Genomic DNA, 19,543 nt, shown 5'->3' with positions numbered 1-19,543 from the left:
AATTTTGGATTTTTTAGCGATGTGGCAATCCCGTCACACCTCCGCCCCCCCGGCCCCCGCCAACTTGTTGGCGAGGCGGGGGCACCCCCGACGCTGCGCCAACAAGTTGGCTCCTACCGGGTGGTCGCGCCTTACCCTTTCTTCTGCGCAAACAGCGCATCCAGCTTCTGCTCGAAGGTGTGGTAATCAATTGCGTCGTAAAGCTCCATGCGGGTCTGCATGGTGTCGACCACATTTTTCTGGCTGCCATCCCGGCGAATCGCGCCGTAGACATTTTCCGCCGCCTTGTTCATGGCGCGGAATGCCGATAAAGGATAGAGCACCAGGGACACATCAGCGCTGCGCAGCTCGTCCACGGTGAACAGCGGCGTGGCGCCAAACTCGGTGATGTTGGCCAGAATCGGTGCTTTGACCCGCGAGGCAAACAGCTTGTACATGTCCAGCTCGGTGATGGCTTCGGGGAAGACCATGTCGGCACCCGCTTCGATGCACGCTGCTGCACGCTCAAGGGTTGATTCCAGCCCTTCCACCGCCAGCGCGTCTGTGCGAGCCATGATCACGAAGCTGTCATCGGTGCGGGCGTCCACGGCTGCTTTGATGCGATCGACCATTTCCTGCTGGGTCACGATTTCTTTATTCGGACGATGGCCGCAGCGCTTGGCGCCCACTTGGTCTTCAATATGGATCGCCGCCGCACCGAACTTGATCATGGAGCGCACGGTGCGTGCGACATTGAAGGCCGAAGAGCCAAAACCCGTATCAACGTCTACCAGCAAAGGCAAATCGCAGACATCGGTGATACGGCGTACGTCAGTCAGGACGTCATCCAGGCCGGTGATACCCAGATCAGGAATGCCCAGAGAGCCCGCCGCCACCCCGCCACCCGACAGGTAGATCGCCTTGAACCCGGCGCGCTTGGCCAGCAACGCATGGTTGGCATTGATCGCGCCGACCACTTGCAGCGGATGCTCGCTGGCAACCGCATCACGAAAACGTTGACCAGGAGTGGTTTTATTGGAATTCATTATTCACCTCGGGTTGGGGCAGGCTGTTGCAGGGAACACTGCTCTAAATAGTGCCGCTCGATATTGCGCTTGGAGGCGCCGATGTGGCGACGCATCAACAGTTCGGCCAGTTCGCCGTCACGGTCGGCGATGGCGTCGAGAATGCGATGGTGTTCGGCAAAGGCCTGACGAGGCCGGTTGGGCGTTGCGGAGAACTGGATACGGTACATGCGCACCAACTGATACAGATCGCCGCAGAGCATTTGCGTCAGGGTTTTATTGCCGCTGCCCTGGATGATCCGGTAGTGGAAATCGAAATCCCCTTCCTGCTGGTAATAACCGACTCCGGCCTGAAACGCGGCATCACGCTCATGGGTTTCCAGCACCCGGCGCAAGTCATCGATTTCTTCGGCGGTCATGCGCTCGGCCGCCAGACGGCAGGCCATGCCCTCGAGGGATTCGCGAATTTCGTAAAGTTCGATCAGTTCGGCATGGCTGAGGGAAACGACACGAGCGCCCACATGCGGCACCCGTACCAGCAGGCGTTGACCTTCCAGACGATGAATCGCCTCACGCAAAGGGCCACGACTGATGCCGTAAGTACGCGCCAGCTCAGGTTCGGAAATCTTGCTGCCGGGGGCGATCTCACCTTTGATGATGGCGGACTGAATGCGACGGAAGACGTTTTCGGAGAGGGTTTCCGGGTCCTCGTTCACTGGAGCAGCGCTTTCGACCGAATCCAACATTGTCGACACCATATGGATTATTTCAGCTAAAAGTAGCTATAGATCATCCAGCAGTCAAAGAAAACCTTGAGGGTGTCGACAATATCTTTACAGCGCACTAGTTTGTGAGAGCTGGGCTTGCCCGCGATAAGGGCACCAAAAGATCCAGGTATTGCGGTTGCCTTATCGCGGGCAAGCCAGGCTCCCACAGGATCATCGCAGTGAGCGAGACGCACCTTCATGCTAGAATGCCGCCCCGACTGATCGTCAGTGATAGCACTGCGCCAGCCAACAAACGACTCAAGGGCGATGTCCGGATGACCGCCCTCAATGTGCCAGGATTTATGACACTCAAAGCCCTCCCCGCCCTGCTCTGCCTTCTTCTGCTATCAATCAACGGCATGGCAGCCGACAAGACCGTTTATGGTCTGAACGAATACGCTCAGCTCAACGATATCGACCTGCAAGTTGCCGCCAAACTCGACACCGGCGCCAAGACTGCTTCACTGAGCGCTCGGGACATTAAACATTTCAAACGCAATGGCGAGACCTGGGTGCGCTTCTATCTGGCGATCGATGATGCCCATGCGCACCCCATCGAGCGGCCGCTGGCAAGGGTCAGCAAGATCAAGCGACGAGCCGATGATTACGACGCGGATGAGGAAAAAAAATACACGGCGCGCCCGGTGATCAGCCTTGATGTGTGCATGGGTGCATCTTTACGCACCATTGAAGTGAACTTGACGGACAGAAGTGCTTTCCAATATCCGCTTTTGATCGGCTCCGAGGCTCTAAAACGCTTTGATGCGCTGGTCGACCCAAGCCTTAAGTACGCAGCGGGCAAGCCTGGCTGTGAAATTACTGCTCAAACCACCGAGTAAACCCATGCGTTCTTTGACTTTGCATCTGAAAATCCTGATCGGCGTCCTGGTGACCCTCGGAATCGCGATCACGGCCTATCAGATTCTGGCGCTCGGCATCCCGATGACTGAGGATGAAACCGACGACTTGTGGAATATCGACGCCAAAGTCGAATTCGTTGCCAACAACAATAAGGATTCGGTGAAGGTCCAGATGTTCGTACCGCCACTGGCGCGGGATTTCATCAGCCTCAACGAAAGCTTTATTTCCAATAACTATGGTGTCAGCGTCAACCGGGTCGACGGCAATCGCAAAGTCACCTGGTCGGCACGTCGTGCAACCGGCAATCAGACCCTGTATTACCGCCTGGTGCTGACCAAGCGCTATAGCGGCGAGAGGCTCAAGACCAAAGGTCCGATCTTCCGTGACAGCATTCCTGTCGAAGGTCCGGAGAAAATCGCTGCCGAAGCACTGCTCGCTCCCATCCGCCAACACTCGGCCGACGTTGAAACCTTCATCACTGAAGCCATCAAGCGGGTTAATAACCTGAAGGATGACAACGTCAAGCTGCTGCTGGCGGGTGATACCTCCAGCACCAACAAAGCACGCATTACCGAATTGCTGCTGTCCATTGCCCACGTACCGATGGAAAAGGTCCACACCATTCGTCTCGTGGCTGACCAGCCGCAAAGCCCGGAACTCTGGCTGCGCAGCTTCAACGGCAAGGACTGGCTGTATTTCAACCCGGACACCGGCGAAAAAGGCCTGCCTGATGACCGTTTGCTGTGGTGGACCGGCGACGACAATCTGATCAGCGTCGAGGGTGGCAAAAAGGCCCTGGTCACGTTCAGCCTCAACAACAGCGAGATGAACGCGATTCGCCTGGCACAGCTGACCGATGCCAGCACTGACGCCGACTTCCTCGAATACTCGTTGTATGGCCTGCCGTTGGAAACCCAGCATACCTTCATGATCATGGTCATGATCCCGATCGGCGTGTTGGTCATTCTGGTCCTGCGCAACCTCATTGGCCTGCAGACCCTCGGTACATTTACCCCGGTACTGATCGCTCTGGCGTTCAGGGAAACCCAGCTTGGCTTCGGCATCATCCTGTTCACGGTAATCACCGCGCTCGGCCTGTCGTTACGCTCTTATCTGGAACATTTGAAGCTGCAAATGCTGCCCCGCCTGTCAGTGGTTCTGACATTCGTGGTGGTGCTGATTGCGGCCATCAGCGTGCTCAGCCACAAACTGGGTCTGGAGCGCGGCCTTTCAGTGGCACTGTTCCCGATGGTGATTCTGACCATGACCATTGAACGCCTGTCGATCACCTGGGAAGAGCGCGGTGGCGGCCATGCCATGAAAGTTGCTATCGGCACTCTGTTCGCGGCCTCCCTGGCGCACATCATCATGAGCGTGCCAGCGCTGATCTACTTCGTCTTCACCTTCCCGGCAGTGCTGCTGATTCTGGTGGGTTTCATGCTGGCCATGGGTCGCTATCGCGGTTATCGCCTGACTGAACTGGTTCGCTTCAAAGCCTTCCTCAAGGAAGAATCCAAGCAAGAAGAAGCCAAATGATCGGCTGGTGGAAAACCTGGAAGGCGCTGGAAGCCCGGGGCATCATGGGCATCAACCGACGCAACGCCGACTACGTGCTCAAGTACAACAAGCGTAGTCTGTATCCGATTGTCGATGACAAAATCATCACCAAGGAACGGGCCATTGCCGCGGGCATCAACGTGCCCGAAATGTACGGGGTTATCTCCACAGAGAAGGAAATCGAAAAACTCGACGAGATCATTGGCGGCCGCAGCGACTTTGTGATCAAGCCTGCTCAGGGCGCTGGCGGCGATGGCATTCTGGTGATCGCCGATCGTTTCGAGGGTCGCTACCGCACTGTCTCCGGGCGCATCGTCAGCCACTCGGAGATCGAGCATCAGGTGTCGAGCATCCTTACCGGGCTCTACTCGCTGGGCGGCCATCGGGATCGGGCGCTGATCGAATACCGCGTCACTCCGGATCAGATTTTCAAAAGCATCAGCTACGAGGGCGTGCCGGATATACGCATCATCGTGCTGATGGGCTACCCGGTCATGGCCATGCTGCGCCTGCCCACCCGGCAGTCCGGGGGCAAGGCCAACCTGCACCAGGGCGCGATTGGCGTCGGTGTCGATCTGGCTACAGGAATAACCCTGCGTGGCACCTGGCTGAACAACATCATTACCAAACACCCGGACACCACCAATGCCGTGGATGGCGTTCAATTGCCCAACTGGGACGGCTTCATGAAGCTGGCCGCCGAGTGCTACGAGCTGTGCGGCCTGGGCTACATCGGCGTCGACATGGTGCTGGATCAGGAGCAAGGACCACTGATTCTCGAACTCAACGCCCGCCCAGGCCTGAATATCCAGATTGCCAACGACTGCGGCCTGACGCACCGGACCCAGGCAGTTGAAGCGCGACTGGAGCAATTGGCACTCAATGGCGAACAGGAAACACCGGAGCAGCGCGTACAGTTTGTTCAGGAGCTGTTTGGTCACGTGCAGGTGCCCTGAGCACTCAGCCACTCCGTAATGACACTCGTAACAGCCCAATTACGACGCCCCCCTAGGAGCGATCCCGACGGAGGACTACAATCCCCGTCCCGCGCTCCGAACTGACACCCTCGAATGCCTGACTGCTTACTCTATTCGCTGCCTTATCGCGCCGACCCAGCGGATTATTTCCAACGCATCCTTCACGCCCCGGGCGCCATTCTTCTCGACAGCGGCAGGCCGACTGCCCACCGCGGCCGCTACGACCTGCTCAGCGCCTGGCCCGTGCAAACATTCGTGCCGGACAGCGCAGAAACCGGCAGCGGATTTTTCCAGCGCTTGCGTGATGGCTTGAACGCCCTCGGCCAGGCGCAGTTGCCAGCCGACTGTGAGTTGCCATTCGCAGGCGGTTTGATCGGTTACCTCAGTTATGACTTCGGTCGCCGCCTGGAAACACAATCCGGCGCTGCGCTTGATGACCTGCTACTTCCCGACGCACGACTGGGGCTCTATGCCTGGGCATTGATCAGCGATCATCAACAGCAGACCAGCCAACTGGTGTTTCACCCGTCGCTTGCAGACGCCGAGCGACAACGGCTGATTGCGCTGTTCAGCGCTCAGCACGCATCCGAGCCGAACCTCTTCGCCCTCGTCGGCCAGTTCGAGACCTCAATCAGTGCCAGCGCTTACCGTGAAGCCTTTGAACGCATCCAGGCCTACATCCACGCAGGCGACTGCTATCAGGTGAATCTGACTCAGCGCTTCCAGGCCCGCTACGAAGGCGACCCGTGGGCGGCTTACTGCGCGTTGCGGCAGGCCTGCCCTACCCCGTTTTCCGGTTATCAGGCACTGCCAGATGGCGACGCGGTACTGAGCCTTTCGCCTGAACGCTTCGTCAAGGTCAGCCAGGGCCACGTCGAGACCCGGCCCATTAAAGGCACCCGCCCCCGGAGCACAAATACTGCCGAAGACCAGGCCTATGCGCAGGAACTCCTGTCCAGCACCAAGGATCGTGCGGAAAACCTGATGATTGTCGACCTGCTACGCAACGATCTGGGGCGCAGCTGCCGTATTGGCTCAGTGAAAGTGCCGGAACTGTTCAGCCTGGAGAGCTACCCCAACGTGCACCACTTGGTCAGCAGCGTGGTGGGTGAGCTGGCAGACCATCACGACGCGCTGGACTTGATCGCAGGCAGCTTTCCTGGTGGCTCCATCACCGGCGCGCCAAAAATTCGCGCCATGCAGATCATCGATGAACTGGAACCTACCCGCCGCGGCCTGTACTGCGGCTCATTGCTGTATCTCGACGTGCGTGGCGAGATGGACAGCTCCATCGCGATTCGCAGTCTGCTGGCAAGGAACGGCAAGATATCCTGCTGGGCCGGTGGCGGAATCGTTGCGGATTCCGATTGCGAAGCCGAGTATCAGGAGTCGTTTACCAAGGTCCGGGTTTTGCTGGATACGCTGGAAAAAATGATGCCTCGTTAATCCTGTAGGAGCTGCCGAAGGCTGCGATGGAGGTATGTCAGGATGAATGCTTCGCAGCCTTCGGCAGCTCCTACGAAAATGCATCTACACGCGTAAATCGCGATTCGACGCCACGATGAATTCTCCGTTCGATGCCGTAAACGGCGAGATGAACCGGCCAACCCGTCGAAAGATTTTGTTAACATTCGCGTCATTACGAGCGCCTAAGCGCCATATTTAGGAAACCGCCTGATGAGCACACCCTTCGATGTCGCCGAACTCGCCGCGACCTACGCCAACAAGTCGGCACAGGACATCCTCAAACTGGCCTTCCAGCATTTCGGTGACGAGCTGTGGATTTCGTTCAGCGGCGCCGAGGATGTGGTGCTGGTGGACATGGCCTGGAAACTGAACAAGAACGTCAAAGTCTTCAGCCTGGACACCGGTCGCCTGCACCCGGAAACCTATCGCTTCATCGAACAGGTCCGTGAGCACTACAAGATCGATATCGAAATCATGACCCCTGATCAGCAAAAGCTCGAACCTTTCGTCAAAGAGAAAGGCTTGTTCAGCTTTTATCGGGACGGTCACGGCGAATGCTGCGGCGTGCGCAAGATCGAACCACTGCGCCGCAAACTGTCGGGCGTGAAAGCCTGGGCCACCGGTCAACGTCGCGACCAGAGCCCTGGCACTCGCAGCCAGGTTGCAGCACTGGAAATCGACAGCGCGTTCTCCACCCCGGAGCGCACCCTGTACAAGTTCAACCCGTTGGCACAGATGAGCAGTGAAGAAATCTGGGGTTATATCCGCATGCTGGAACTGCCATACAACAGCCTGCACGAGCGTGGTTTCATCAGTATTGGCTGCGAACCGTGCACGCGTCCGGTACTGCCGAACCAGCACGAGCGCGAAGGTCGCTGGTGGTGGGAGGAAGCCACGCAGAAGGAATGCGGGCTGCACTCGGGGAATCTGATCGCGAAGGTGTGACGATAATCCGTCGGGTAATTACATAACCTGTGCAGACTGTGTGAAAACGTCGCGAGCGACGGCAAGACAAGGCAAAAACAGGCGAAAAAGCGGAGTCTAGGTGTTCTAAATGAGCATTTTTCGCCTGTTTTTAACGCAGTATTGCCGAGCGCAGTAGTTTTCACACAGTCTGTGTGGGAGCGAATTCATTCGCGAAGAGGCCAATGCTCCAGATGAAGATCCGTCATCGGGGCCACCGTCTTCGCGAATGAATTCGCTCCCACAAGGATCATTGATACCTCAAAGCTTGCCGATTAATGCACCGGCAATTCAACGCCGTCAAACAGCTCCTCCAGCTCCTGCTTGTTGTGGCACTGGATCGCTTTCGCCATGACTTCGCGGGTCAGGTGCGGCGCGAACTTCTCAATGAAGTCGCACATGAAGCCACGCAGGAAGGTGCCGCGACGGAAACCGATCTTGGTCACGCTCGACTCAAACAGATCGCTGGCATCCAGCATCACCAGATCGCTGTCCAGCTTGGTGTCGACCGCCATTTTCGCAACGATGCCTACACCCAGCCCCAGACGTACGTAAGTCTTGATCACGTCGGCGTCGGCAGCGGTGAACACCACCTTTGGCGTCAGGCCGCGATGGCTGAAGGCTTCATCCAGTTTTGAACGACCGGTGAAACCGAACACGTACGTCACTATCGGATACTCAGCCAGCACTTCAAGGGTCAGCTTCGGCACTTTGGTCAGCGGGTGACCATGAGGCACCACGACGCAACGGTTCCAGCGGTAGCAAGGCATCATCACCAGATCACCGAACAACTCCAGCGCCTCAGTGGCGATGGCGAAATCGACGGTACCGTCAGCGGCCATTTCCGCGATCTGCATTGGCGACCCCTGATGCATGTGCAGCGACACGTCCGGGTATTGCTTGATGAAATTGCTGATCACCGGCGGCAGCGCATAACGTGCCTGAGTGTGAGTTGTTGCAATGGACAGCGTGCCTTTCTTCTCATTGGAGAATTCCTGGGCAATCTGCTTGATGCTTTCAACCTTGCGCAGGATCTCGCCTGCGGTGGTGATAATGCGCTCGCCGGCCGGAGTTACACGGGTCAAATGCTTGCCACTGCGAGCGAAAACTTCTACGCCCAGCTCATCTTCGAGCAAGCGGATCTGCTTGCTGATACCAGGCTGAGAGGTGTACAGACTCTGAGCCGTCGCTGAAACGTTGAGGTCGTGGTGCGCCACTTCCCAGATGTAGCGCAGTTGTTGAAGCTTCATATGAATCCCTCAAAGCAGGAAGACGCCAAGGGCATCAGCGACGGTATATAACTGGATTAATGGTAGTAACGACAAAGCTAGAACTTTTTATCACCTTTGCGCGATAAAGGCACGCTCGATTTTATTCGACCGGACCATTCAATCTGCGCACGCTTTGAGTACAACCCGGCACCATATACACCGGCACCTGCGAAAGCTGCAGAACCCGCGCTGCAGTGCGACCGATCGGCGTGGTGGGCTCTGCCCCACGACAATGGCTGCCGACGATCACCAGATCGACCTTGAGCTCTTCAGCCTGTCCCAGAATCACATCGCACGGATCACCCTGAACCACCCGCACGGTGCTGATCAGCGCCAGATCCTGATGATCTTCGCCCAACTCTTCACGAAAACCATCAAGCACTCTCTGCTCAATACCTTCCATGACTGAACTCAACCCCTGACTGCGCAGATCCTTCAACGCGTCCTCATCCAGATAGCTCTGTAGTACCGATTCGGCAAACGACCCGAAGGGCTCCACCACATGCACCACATAGAGCTCGGCCTTGAATGTTCGAGCCAGTGCCAGCGCGTGCTGCATAACATAGGGCGCGTACAGACCAAGGTCTGTGGCATAAAGCATCGAACGAATCATGTACGACCTCCCGGACAGCCAGAATGGCGGAGATGGAATCAGCTTAGCAGCGCCCCAAGGAGTGTGGCGGCAATTACCTGCGAGCCGTTTAGGTCATAGGCTTCACTGGCGGCGGACGCCGCGAGCCCTATGTGATCCGGTTGTTACGCGCGTCGAGAAACGCAAGCGCCTGGTACAGCATTCGCACCTGCGGCATATCACATCCCGCCTGCGTTGCAGCCCTTAAAGGCTGGATATAGATGGCGTCGAGCTCCAGCGGACGTTGTTCTTTGTAGTCCAGATACATGCTGGGTTGATAATCCGGCATCTTCTCGGTCATGGCGAACAGATGATGGACATAGCCCTCAGGCAACACATAACCGCAGGCCTCGGCCCCCCGCACGACCTCATCCATTAATGTCAGGATCAACGCCCGGGTATGCGAGTCCGTCATCAGTGCTTCAGTCCCGGCCTGCAACAACGCGGATAAACCGTTGTACGGAATATTCCAGACCAGCTTCTGCCAGCGCGCCTGCTGAAGATTGACCATGGCCTGGGAATCCAGACCCGCTGCATGAAACAACCCCGCACCTTGCTCGACGATGGCCTGGCGAGCAGCCGCGTCGGCAGCCGGCCCGCTGTGATACCCCAGATTGACGCCACCCAGCGCCTGATGAACCACCTTGCCAGGGCCAGAGCGATGTACACAGATGAAACACAAACCGCCCAGCAGGTGCAGCGAATCAGGAAGCCCGTCTCGCAGGCTGCCTTCCACCGCGAGACCATTCTGCAGGACCAGCACCCTGGCTCCCGGGGCGGCAGCCTGAAGGATCGCGGGGGTCAGCGCCGCATTGCTGGTGGATTTGGCGCCGATCAGCAACCAATCGCATGGCGGCATATCAGCTGCAGAGGAATAGGCCTGAACCGGATTGAGCACCAGTTCTCCATGCACTGCACTCTTTACACACAACCCATCCCGCGCCACCGCATCGAATTCACTGCGCAGCAGAAAGTGCACATCGAACCCTGCCTTTGCCAGCATGACACCGTAAAAGCCTCCGATAGCACCCGTGCCGATAATGCCGATCCGTGGCCGCTTCAGCTCATGACTCATATGACTCTCCTGTTCAAAACCGTTCAGGGCAATTCATCAGGCTGCCGCGCCAAGGCTTCCACTATTGCCTGGCGCAGGCTGGCCTCGGTCAATGACGCACGCAATGCCCCATAAAATTGCCCGTCACGAATGACGAATAACGCGGGCAAATGAAACACTTCATAGCGCGTGACCGCCCCGCCGCTTTCGGCCGCGTCGATCCAGCATATTCGCTCCAGAGCAAGATCCAGAGTCGGTAACTGCTGCCGGGCATAACGACAACTCGCGCAACCGACGCTGGTGAATATCAGCAACGAAGTGCCAGGTAACTGCAGTAATTGCTGGTCGACATCAAAGTCGCTGAGTTCTAGCTGATTCAACATAGCCTCCCGGATCAAGATGGACACTATCCTTGCCTGCCCGATGCGGTGCAAATAGTGGCATTCCACGCCCGGCTGGCCAAACTGACTAAAAACCACCTCCAGGGCTCGATAAAGCGGCGTTTGCCCATTGTATCGGCAAGGCCTAACGCGCTAAGGTTCGGTCCCCCGTTTCGCTCAATCATGCCTGGCTTCGCCCCACGGGGTTCGTTGGCGGCCGGCATACGCGACCTGATGAGTAGCACGATGGCTGATTTACCGATTGACGACCTCAACGTTTCCTCCAACGAGACACTGATCACACCGGATCAGCTCAAGCGCGAAATCCCGCTGACCGCCGCCGCACTGAAAACAGTGAGCAAGGGCCGCGAAGTAGTCCGCGATATTCTCGATGGCAAGGATCACCGCCTGTTCATCGTGATCGGGCCGTGCTCGATTCATGACATCAAGGCAGCACACGAATACGCCGAACGCCTCAAGGCACTGGCCGCAGAGGTTTCCGACACGCTGTATCTGGTGATGCGCGTCTACTTCGAGAAGCCGCGCACCACCGTGGGCTGGAAAGGTCTGATCAACGATCCGTACCTGGACGACTCATTCAAGATTCAGGACGGTCTCCATATCGGCCGTCAATTGCTGCTGGACCTGGCCGAAATGGGCCTGCCGACAGCCACCGAAGCCCTTGACCCGATCTCCCCGCAGTACCTGCAGGACCTGATCAGCTGGTCGGCCATCGGCGCACGGACCACCGAATCCCAGACTCACCGGGAAATGGCCTCTGGCCTTTCCTCGGCAGTGGGCTTCAAGAATGGCACCGACGGCGGCCTGACCGTCGCAATCAATGCCCTGCAATCGGTTTCCAGCCCGCACCGTTTCCTGGGGATCAACCAGGAAGGTGGCGTGTCCATCGTGACCACCAAAGGCAATGCCTATGGTCACGTGGTATTGCGCGGCGGCAACGGCAAACCCAACTATGATTCGGTGAGCGTTGCGCTGTGTGAGCAGGCGCTGAACAAGGCGAAGATCAAACCGAACATCATGGTGGATTGCAGCCACGCCAACTCCAACAAAGATCCTGCCCTGCAACCGCTGGTCATGGAAAACGTTGCCAACCAGATTCTGGAAGGCAACCAGTCGATCATCGGCCTGATGGTCGAAAGTCATCTGAACTGGGGCTGTCAGGCGATTCCCAAGGATTTGTCCGAGCTGCAATACGGCGTATCCGTGACCGATGCCTGCATCGACTGGGAAAGCACCGAAAAAACCTTGCGCAGCATGCATGCCAAGCTCAAGGACGTACTGCCGAAACGCCAACGCGGCTGATAAGCAGCAGAAACGAAAACGCCGAGCATATGCTCGGCGTTTTTCATGGTGCTATCGGGTTACAACAACTGTCGGCGATACCGACTGAACCCTGACTCAGATCTTTGCCGCCTGACGCTGATTGCGCTCCATGTAGCGCTCTACATAAGAGCATGACGGAATGACCGTATACCCGATGCTGTCGGCGTAATCGAGCGCCTGTTCGGTCAGTGCAGCAGCAATGCCTCGACCACGCAGGGCATTGGGGACGAAGGTCCGATAGATATCCAGAGTCTGCTTACCCAGGTCCATATAGGTCAGGTAGGCACGGTGACCGTCGATGTTGATTTCAAACTGGTGACCGGTCTCATCATGGTGGATGGACAGCGCCTCGCTCATCACTACTCCTCGCGGGTCTTGGAATTTGACCCCTACCTTACCGATGTTTTTCCGGCGAAGGAACATCTACGCCACCCTGTGCCTGTTTTGGACACCGAGAAGAGCTTTGCTGATCCCAACAAAAGAGCACCTGCAAATAGTAGGCGTCATTGGGGAATATGCTCAAGCGAATCGACCGCAAAAAGCAGCGACCGAATATCTGATTGAGCGAAGCGTTGAACTGAACATTGCCGGAGCTTGTCGATTGAGACGCCGGGGTGAATTGAAAGTCACCTCGACATGAGCTAAACAGATACATGTTCCTCATATACCTGCGGTACTCAGGAGTGCTGGACTGCGACTCTGAAGCCCATGGGCATAAGGTTACGTGTACGCGTGCAGCGGCTGGATATTTTTTATACAAAACACATGAGAAGTAAGGCGGAACACTTTCAAAGCAGAGAAAATCTCGGGCTTCTTGCGCTTCGTCAGTTTACTTACTACAAACAGTGGGTACTATGTACGCCGGTCATTTTCTCATTTTCGAGAGATGACTAATTTGAAAAAATTCCTTGAAGGGGAACACAATGAACAACGCTCTGAAATTCTCTGCTCTGGCTCTGGCAGCAGTTCTGGCTACCGGTTGCAGCAGCGTATCCAAAGAAACCGAAGCTCGCCTGACCGCTACCGAAGACGCAGCTGCTCGTTCGCAAGCTCGCGCTGACGAAGCTTATCGCAAAGCTGACGAAGCTCTGGCTGCTGCTCAAAAAGCTCAGCAAACTGCTGACGAAGCCAACGAGCGCGCTCTGCGTATGTTGGACAAGGCTAGCCGCAAGTAATAATCCCTTCCGGATTGTTGTTGCAAGAAAGCCGATCTGGTTATCCGGGTCGGCTTTTTTATTGGCTGTTTTTTGATTGTGGTTGGTGGTTGGTGGTTGGTGGATTGTGTGAGCATATCCGTTATTAGGTAACGGCTGATATTGGTTGCGCTTTTACAGCGCCTCACTTTTGAAAGGAGCGCAAAAGTAAGCAAAACGCTCTTGCCCCACCACTTGGCACCTCGCCTAGGCTCGGCATACCCGTAATTCGACATTGCTGCGTGGGGCCGCCGCCACCGGCCATCCATGGCCTGAGGCGGCTAAACCGGCATCCCTGCCGGTTTGCCCCACGCAGCAATATCGAATTCCGGCCGGCGTGGTTTAACGGGGCGCCTAAGATCAAAATCAAAAGCAGATCAAAAGCAGAACGAAAACGGCGGGATCGCCTCGACCGGTAGGAGCGAACTTGTTCGCGAGACGTCAGCACAGCCAGCACAAATATCGTCTGACACACCGCATCGCAGCCTTCGGCAGCTCCTACAGATGCCCGGAAAGTTCACAAATGAGGTCGGCTGTCAGGCCGCCGCGTTGTTGATTTTGATCTGAGGCGCCCCGTTAAATCACGCTGGCCGAGCGCAGATTCTGAATCGTGGGCAACCCGGCAAGGATGCCGGGTTAGCCGCACCGGGCCATGGATGGCCCATTGCGGCGGCCCACGGTTCAGGATCTGCGGGCGGGTACACCGAGCGACAGCGAGGTGGCGAGTGATGGGGCAAGAGCCTTTTGCTTACTTTTGGGCTCCTTTCAAAAGTGAGGCGCTGTAAAAGCGCAACCAATATCAGCCGTTACCTGACAACGGATATGTACGCAAAACAACTACATAAAGAACCATCACTGCAACGGAACCGAATCCTGAACACTAGCAGCCACCGCTGCACCCGGCACCGCGATTTCGACCGGCATACCATCCTCAGCCGCAACCACATCACGCACCAGATCCCAATTCATGCGCAGGTTATTGGCCAAGTCTTCGCGCTTGAGCAACGCATTGATCACCGCCGTGTGCTTATCGACCACCGAAGGATTGCCGTTGTCATCCACCGGCGTATGCGCCTCCAGATAAACCTTGCCACCGCTCAAACCAAACTTGTACGGCTCGGCAATGATACGCACCGTAGTACCCACCGGAGCCATATCGGCCAACTCCAGCACGTTGTTGTTATACATACGGAAGCAGCCATGACTGGTGCGCATACCGATACCAAACTTCTTGTTAGAACCGTGAATCAGGTAACCGGACATCCCCAGGCCAAACTTGAACGGACCAAGAGGGTTATCCGGACCGGCTGGCACAACGTTTGGCAGCGGATCACCATCAGCAGCATGCTCGGCACGAATCGACGCAGGCGGAGTCCAGGTCGGATTTGGCGTCTTGGCGATCACCTTGGTGACACCAATTGGCGAGCCCCACCCTTCCCGGCCGATACCCAGCGGATAGGTGTGAACCACATTCTGCCCTTTCGGGTAGTAATACATCCGGTACTCGGAAAGGTTGATCACGATACCTTCGCGCGGACCGGCTGGCAGTATGAAACGGGTCGGCAAGACGATCTGAGTACCAGCGCCCGGCAACCACGGGTCAACACCCGGGTTGGCAGCGATCATTTCCAGATAACCCAGATCGTACTTCGTACCCAGATCGGCAAAGGTATCTTCGTACCGGGCCGTAACGGTCTGCACCTGGCCAACGATATTTTCACCCGACGGCGGCAGAGGGAATTCCAAAGCGGAAACAGAGCCCGCCGCACACAGTGCAGCAAGCGACAGGCAGCGGGTAACGGCTGGAATGCGCGACAACATCCGGGGAATCCTTGGGCAATACGGCGGGTGGTAAGTGGCGAATTGTACACCCAGACCTCACGGACCGGGAGTCAGTCGGCAATTTACTCCATGAAGCGTAACTCAGGCCAGATCGGGCGGTTGCCGCTCTTCTGTGCTTCGACGATAGCACGGCACAGCGAGCACAACCGCTCGTCACGAAAAACCTCTCTCGCCACCACTGACCAACGCGGTTGTGCGGGCAACAAAGTGCCACACAGCGTTCGGTCGACAGTCCCGCCAAGCTCCAGCTGACGCGCCACCAGATGCACTTTGACTTCCTGACACGCGAACAGATCGAGCTGCTCATCAGGCTCGATCATTTGATAGGCATACAGGGACCAGGCGGGACGTGGCATGGAGGGCTCCAGATTGGGGGCGCCACCTTAGCCGAAAGCCCCCGGCTAGAAAAGCCTCAAAGCAGCGGTTTTAGCGTCGGCCAGACATTTTCCAGCAACTTTTGTTGAGCATTGGCCGCCGGATGCAAGCCATCCGCCTGCATCAGTTCGGGAACACCGCCCACGCCCTCAAGAAAGAATGGCACCAACGGCACTTTTTTCTCGGCGGCCAGATTGGTGTAGACCTCTTTAAAAGCGTTGGTGTAACGCGGCCCGTAGTTCGGCGGAATCTGCATGCCCAGCAAAAGCACCTTGGCGCCAGCATCCCGCGAGCTATCAATCATTGATGCAAGGTTTTGTTGCAATTGAGTTGGCTGCTGACCCCGCAAGCCGTCATTACCCCCCAGCTCGAGGATCACCAGTTCCGGCTTATGCTCTGCAAGCAGCGCAGGCAGCCGCGCTCGACCTCCGGCACTGGTATCGCCGCTGATAGAGGCGTTGATCACTTTATCGGTGAAACCCTCCTGCTTCATGCGCTGCTCAAGCAAGGCAACCCAGCCAATGCGGGTATCCAGGCCGAAAGCCGCGCTGATACTATCCCCAACGATCAATACTGTGCCCGCCGCTGCGGCTTGTGACAGCAACAGCAAAACCAGGCCAGCACTTAAAAACCACGCACGCATCGGATTCTCCATGAGTGAAAGTATTCTCAGTGCTCTGAGCCTCAACAAAGTGGTCCCCAGCACCGAAGGTGACCTGACCATCCTGCACGAACTCTCTCTGGAACTAAACAAGGGCGACAGTCTGGCCATCGTTGGCGCGTCAGGTTCTGGTAAGTCGACGCTGCTCGGCCTGCTGGCCGGTCTCGATTTGCCTAGCTCGGGTGCGGTGATCCTCGCAGGCCGCAACCTGAGTGAGCTGGACGAAGACCAGCGCGCCCGGGTTCGCGCCGAACATGTGGGTTTTGTATTCCAGTCATTCCAGTTGCTCGACAGCCTCAATGCACTGGAAAACGTCATGCTGCCCATGGAGCTGGAAGGTCGCAAGGATGCGCGCGAGCAGGCCAGAGTTCTGCTTGAGCGCGTCGGGCTGGGCAAACGCCTGACCCACACGCCACGCCAACTGTCGGGAGGTGAGCAACAACGGGTTGCCATTGCCCGCGCATTCGCGGCAGATCCGTCCGTGCTGTTTGCCGACGAACCCACAGGCAACCTGGACAGCCAGACTGGTGAGCGTATCAGCGACCTGCTGTTCGATTTGAACAAGGAACGCGGTACCACGCTGGTACTGGTCACACACGATGAACGTCTGGCCCATCGTTGCCGACGCTTGATCCGTCTTGAAGGTGGCCGTCTGGTCGCCCCGTTGGAGCCTTGATGGTACGCCTGCCGTTTTCGCGCCTGCTCACCCTCGCCACTCGCCAACTGCTGCGCGACGCCCGCGCCGGTGAACTGCGAGTCCTGTTCTTTGCCTTGCTGGTCGCCGTAGCTGCCAGCACCGCCATCGGTTATTTCGGTGCCCGCCTCAACGGCGCGATGCTGTTGCGCGCCACCGAGTTTCTCGGTGCCGATCTGGTCGTAGAAGGTTCAAGCCCGGCCAGGCCTGAGCAAATTCAGGCGGGCGAAGCACTCCAGCTCAAGCATGCACAAATCGTCGTGTTTTCCACGGTGATCGCCACCGATGCCGGGATTCAGCTTTCGAGCATTAAAGCCGTCGACGGCGTCTACCCGCTACGCGGTGAACTGAAAAGCGCTGCCGACCTTTATCAGCCTGAAGAAGTCAGCCGCGGCCCGAGACCCGGTGAAGCCTGGGCTGAGTCGCGATTGCTCCCGGCTGTGGATCTGAAAGTTGGCGACGATATTGATGTGGGTTCCAAAACGCTCAAGCTGACCCGGGTTCTGACGTATGAGCCTGATCGCGCCGGTAACTTTTACAGTCTGACACCTCGCGTCATGATCAACATGGCCGATCTGCAAGCCACCGGCGTTGTCCAGCCGGGCAGCCGCGTCAGTTATCGGGACATGTGGACCGGCCCGCCTGAAGCGTTGGCCGCCTATCGCAAGGCCATCGAGCCGGGCATGGAGCCACACCAGGAAATCAAGGACGCCCGCGACGGTAGTCAACAGATCGGTGGCGCGCTGGGCAAGGCCGAACGATATCTGAATATGGCCAGTCTGGTTGCGGTGCTGCTTGCCGGTGTAGCCGTTGCATTATCCGCTGCACGCTTTGCCGTGCGCCGATTCGACGCCAGCGCACTGATGCGCTGCCTTGGCCTCTCCCGGAATGAAGCGCTTGTGCTGTTCAGCCTGCAACTGGCCATGCTCGGCCTGCTTGCCGCATTGAGCGGCGCATTGCTCGGCTGGCTGGCGCAACTGGCACTGTTCGCTCTGCTGCATAATCTTCTGCCCGCAACAGTACCTCCCGGTGGCGTGATGCCTGCTCTGGCGGGTATCGGCACCGGGCTGGTTGCTCTGGCCGGGTTTGCCCTGCCACCGCTTGCAGCCTTGGGGCGAGTACCACCGCTTCGTGTACTGCGCCGTGACATGCTGCCGATCCCGGCCAGCTCATGGCTGGTGTACGGCGCCGCCCTGCTCGCTCTGGGTTTGATCATGTGGCGGTTGAGCCTGGATCTGGTACTGACTTTTGCCTTGCTCGGCGGTGGTGTGATTGCTGCTGTGGTGCTTGGCGGCTTGCTGTTGCTGGCCCTGAAAAGCCTGCGTCGCCTGCTGGCCCGCGCTTCGCTGCCGTGGCGCCTGGGCCTGGGTCAACTGCTGCGATATCCCATGGCTGCTGCCGGGCAATCGCTGGCATTCGGCTTGATTCTGTTGTCCATGGGTTTGATCGCGTTACTGCGTGGCGAACTGCTGGACACTTGGCAAAACCAGTTGCCCAAAGACGCGCCGAACTACTTCGTGCTCAACGTGCTGCCGGATCAGAAAGACGCCTTCAGCCAGCAGATCAGCAAACTGTCGCCTCACGCGGCCCCGCTCTATCCCGTGGTACCCGGTCGCCTGTTAAACATCAACGACAAGCCGGTGAGCGACTTCGTGACCAAGGACTCACGCGGGGAAAACGCTACACGCCGCGACCTGAACCTGACCTGGTCGGCAAATATGCCGGAAGGCAACACTCTGACCGCAGGCAACTGGTGGTCAGCCAACGGCGAAACCAGTGCAACTCCCGGGGTGTCGGTAGAAGCCAAGCTGGCTGAGAGCCTGCAGATCAAACTGGGCGACCGTCTGAACTTCATGATCGGCGGAATGAGTCGTGATGCAGTGGTTACCAGCCTGCGTGACGTCAACTGGGACACCTTCCAGCCGAACTTCTTCATCATCTTCCAGCCCGGCACTCTGCAGGATCTGCCCACCACCTACATGACCAGCTTCTATCTGCCTGCTGGCAACGACAAGCAGATCGTCGAGCTGTCGCGCACTTTCCCGGCCATCAGCATTCTGGGCGTTGAGGCACTATTGGAGCAGGTACGCAGCATTCTGGATCAGGTGACGCTAGCCGTGCAGTTCGTGCTGCTGTTCGTTCTGGCGGCGGGTATTGCCGTGCTGTTTTCCGGCCTTCAAGCGACTCTGGATGAGCGTATTCGCCAAGGCGCACTCGTGCGGGCTTTAGGTGCGGAGCGGGCATTACTGGTCAAGGCGCGACGCATCGAGTTCGGCCTGCTGGGGGCCGTGAGCGGCCTGCTGGCTGCACTGGGTTGCGAGCTGGTGACGTTCGCCTTGTACCGCTACGCCTTCAACCTTGACTGGGCGCCTCATGCCTGGCTGCTGCTGTTGCCTGTAATCGGCGCTTTGCTGGTGGGTGGCGCAGGGGTATTCGGTACTCGTCGGGCGTTGAATGTGAGCCCGCTGACGGTACTGCGCGATGGCTGATAGACTTCGCGCC

19 protein-coding genes are annotated in these 19,543 nt (G+C 57.6%); 9 read left to right on the top strand and 10 right to left on the bottom strand.

The genetic code is table 11. The annotated features are described in order from the left end of the window. Positions 1-131: 131 nt before the first annotated feature. Together prpB and RX972_RS17105 are read right to left on the bottom strand one after the other, a co-directional pair. Positions 132-1,025, bottom strand: coding sequence for a methylisocitrate lyase (gene prpB / locus RX972_RS17110; protein WP_316877335.1), 894 nt, complete (start codon positions 1,023-1,025; stop codon positions 132-134). Continuing rightward, positions 1,025-1,750 (bottom strand): GntR family transcriptional regulator, encoded by a 726-nt coding sequence (locus RX972_RS17105; RefSeq protein ID WP_316877333.1) that lies wholly within the window; start codon positions 1,748-1,750, stop codon positions 1,025-1,027. Before RX972_RS17105 ends, prpB begins: the two co-directional genes overlap by 1 nt. Before the next feature lie 323 nt (positions 1,751-2,073). Here RX972_RS17105 and RX972_RS17100 point away from each other — a divergent pair, with 323 nt between their 5' ends. From RX972_RS17100 to RX972_RS17080, 5 genes are all read left to right on the top strand, one after another. Beyond that, positions 2,074-2,610 (top strand): ATP-dependent zinc protease, encoded by a 537-nt coding sequence (locus tag RX972_RS17100; RefSeq protein ID WP_027902243.1) that lies wholly within the window; start codon positions 2,074-2,076, stop codon positions 2,608-2,610. A 4-nt stretch (positions 2,611-2,614) separates the two neighbouring features. Then, the gene (locus RX972_RS17095) at positions 2,615-4,168 is read left to right on the top strand and encodes an inactive transglutaminase family protein (protein ID WP_122397780.1); all 1,554 of its coding nucleotides are present in this window, start codon (positions 2,615-2,617) and stop codon (positions 4,166-4,168) included. Further along, positions 4,168-5,145 (top strand): alpha-L-glutamate ligase-like protein, encoded by a 978-nt coding sequence (locus RX972_RS17090; RefSeq protein WP_164706056.1) that lies wholly within the window; start codon positions 4,168-4,170, stop codon positions 5,143-5,145. Before RX972_RS17095 ends, RX972_RS17090 begins: the two co-directional genes overlap by 1 nt. A gap of 114 nt (positions 5,146-5,259) precedes the next feature. Further along, positions 5,260-6,612, top strand: coding sequence for an aminodeoxychorismate synthase component I (gene pabB, locus RX972_RS17085; RefSeq protein WP_316877330.1), 1,353 nt, complete (start codon positions 5,260-5,262; stop codon positions 6,610-6,612). 231 nt (positions 6,613-6,843) lie between these two features. Next, positions 6,844-7,578 carry a phosphoadenylyl-sulfate reductase gene (locus RX972_RS17080; RefSeq protein WP_027902239.1) on the top strand — a complete coding sequence of 245 codons (735 nt, stop codon included), beginning with the start codon at positions 6,844-6,846 and terminating at the stop codon, positions 7,576-7,578. 293 nt (positions 7,579-7,871) lie between these two features. Here the strand turns inward: RX972_RS17080 and cysB are convergent, their stop codons facing one another. The 4 genes from cysB to RX972_RS17060 form a co-directional block, all read right to left on the bottom strand. Continuing rightward, positions 7,872-8,846 carry an HTH-type transcriptional regulator CysB gene (gene cysB, locus RX972_RS17075; RefSeq protein WP_087265080.1) on the bottom strand — a complete coding sequence of 325 codons (975 nt, stop codon included), beginning with the start codon at positions 8,844-8,846 and terminating at the stop codon, positions 7,872-7,874. A 121-nt stretch (positions 8,847-8,967) separates the two neighbouring features. Further along, positions 8,968-9,480: a universal stress protein gene (locus RX972_RS17070; RefSeq protein ID WP_027902237.1), complete on the bottom strand. Its 513-nt coding sequence runs from the start codon at positions 9,478-9,480 to the stop codon at positions 8,968-8,970. A 127-nt stretch (positions 9,481-9,607) separates the two neighbouring features. Beyond that, entirely contained in the window at positions 9,608-10,573 is a 966-nt protein-coding gene (locus RX972_RS17065) for a putative 2-dehydropantoate 2-reductase (protein WP_316877324.1), read from the bottom strand. Between the two features lie 23 nt (positions 10,574-10,596). After that, positions 10,597-10,935 (bottom strand): thioredoxin family protein, encoded by a 339-nt coding sequence (locus RX972_RS17060; protein ID WP_049827144.1) that lies wholly within the window; start codon positions 10,933-10,935, stop codon positions 10,597-10,599. 243 nt (positions 10,936-11,178) lie between these two features. Between RX972_RS17060 and RX972_RS17055 the strand changes: the two genes are divergently transcribed. Further along, complete coding sequence (locus RX972_RS17055) at positions 11,179-12,255, top strand: 3-deoxy-7-phosphoheptulonate synthase (RefSeq protein ID WP_027902234.1); 1,077 nt, start codon at positions 11,179-11,181, stop codon at positions 12,253-12,255. Between the two features lie 96 nt (positions 12,256-12,351). On the opposite strand, the gene RX972_RS17050 is transcribed toward RX972_RS17055, so the two are convergent. Beyond that, positions 12,352-12,633 carry a GNAT family N-acetyltransferase gene (locus RX972_RS17050; protein WP_027902233.1) on the bottom strand — a complete coding sequence of 94 codons (282 nt, stop codon included), beginning with the start codon at positions 12,631-12,633 and terminating at the stop codon, positions 12,352-12,354. Between the two features lie 566 nt (positions 12,634-13,199). Between RX972_RS17050 and RX972_RS17045 the strand changes: the two genes are divergently transcribed. Then, entirely contained in the window at positions 13,200-13,451 is a 252-nt protein-coding gene (locus tag RX972_RS17045) for an Lpp/OprI family alanine-zipper lipoprotein (protein WP_027902232.1), read from the top strand. An 870-nt stretch (positions 13,452-14,321) separates the two neighbouring features. Here the strand turns inward: RX972_RS17045 and RX972_RS17040 are convergent. The 3 genes from RX972_RS17040 to RX972_RS17030 form a co-directional block, all read right to left on the bottom strand. After that, a complete protein-coding gene (locus RX972_RS17040; RefSeq protein ID WP_316877320.1) occupies positions 14,322-15,290 on the bottom strand; it encodes a L,D-transpeptidase family protein in 969 nt (322 codons plus the stop codon). 83 nt (positions 15,291-15,373) lie between these two features. Beyond that, positions 15,374-15,667: a hypothetical protein gene (locus RX972_RS17035; protein ID WP_027901747.1), complete on the bottom strand. Its 294-nt coding sequence runs from the start codon at positions 15,665-15,667 to the stop codon at positions 15,374-15,376. A 56-nt stretch (positions 15,668-15,723) separates the two neighbouring features. Next, positions 15,724-16,329, bottom strand: coding sequence for an arylesterase (locus RX972_RS17030; protein ID WP_099268650.1), 606 nt, complete (start codon positions 16,327-16,329; stop codon positions 15,724-15,726). 10 nt (positions 16,330-16,339) lie between these two features. On the opposite strand from RX972_RS17030, the gene RX972_RS17025 reads away from it, so the two are divergent. Then, positions 16,340-17,023 (top strand): ABC transporter ATP-binding protein, encoded by a 684-nt coding sequence (locus tag RX972_RS17025; RefSeq protein WP_027901749.1) that lies wholly within the window; start codon positions 16,340-16,342, stop codon positions 17,021-17,023. Further along, the gene (locus RX972_RS17020; protein WP_316877318.1) at positions 17,023-19,530 is read left to right on the top strand and encodes an ABC transporter permease; all 2,508 of its coding nucleotides are present in this window, start codon (positions 17,023-17,025) and stop codon (positions 19,528-19,530) included. The genes RX972_RS17025 and RX972_RS17020 overlap by 1 nt, the downstream gene beginning before the upstream one ends. Positions 19,531-19,543: the final 13 nt, after the last annotated feature.

The sequence above is a fragment of the Pseudomonas syringae group sp. J309-1 genome, assembly GCF_032582135.1.
Lineage (GTDB): Bacteria > Pseudomonadota > Gammaproteobacteria > Pseudomonadales > Pseudomonadaceae > Aquipseudomonas > Aquipseudomonas quasicaspiana.
This window is presented reverse-complemented; position numbering and strand designations above follow the sequence as displayed.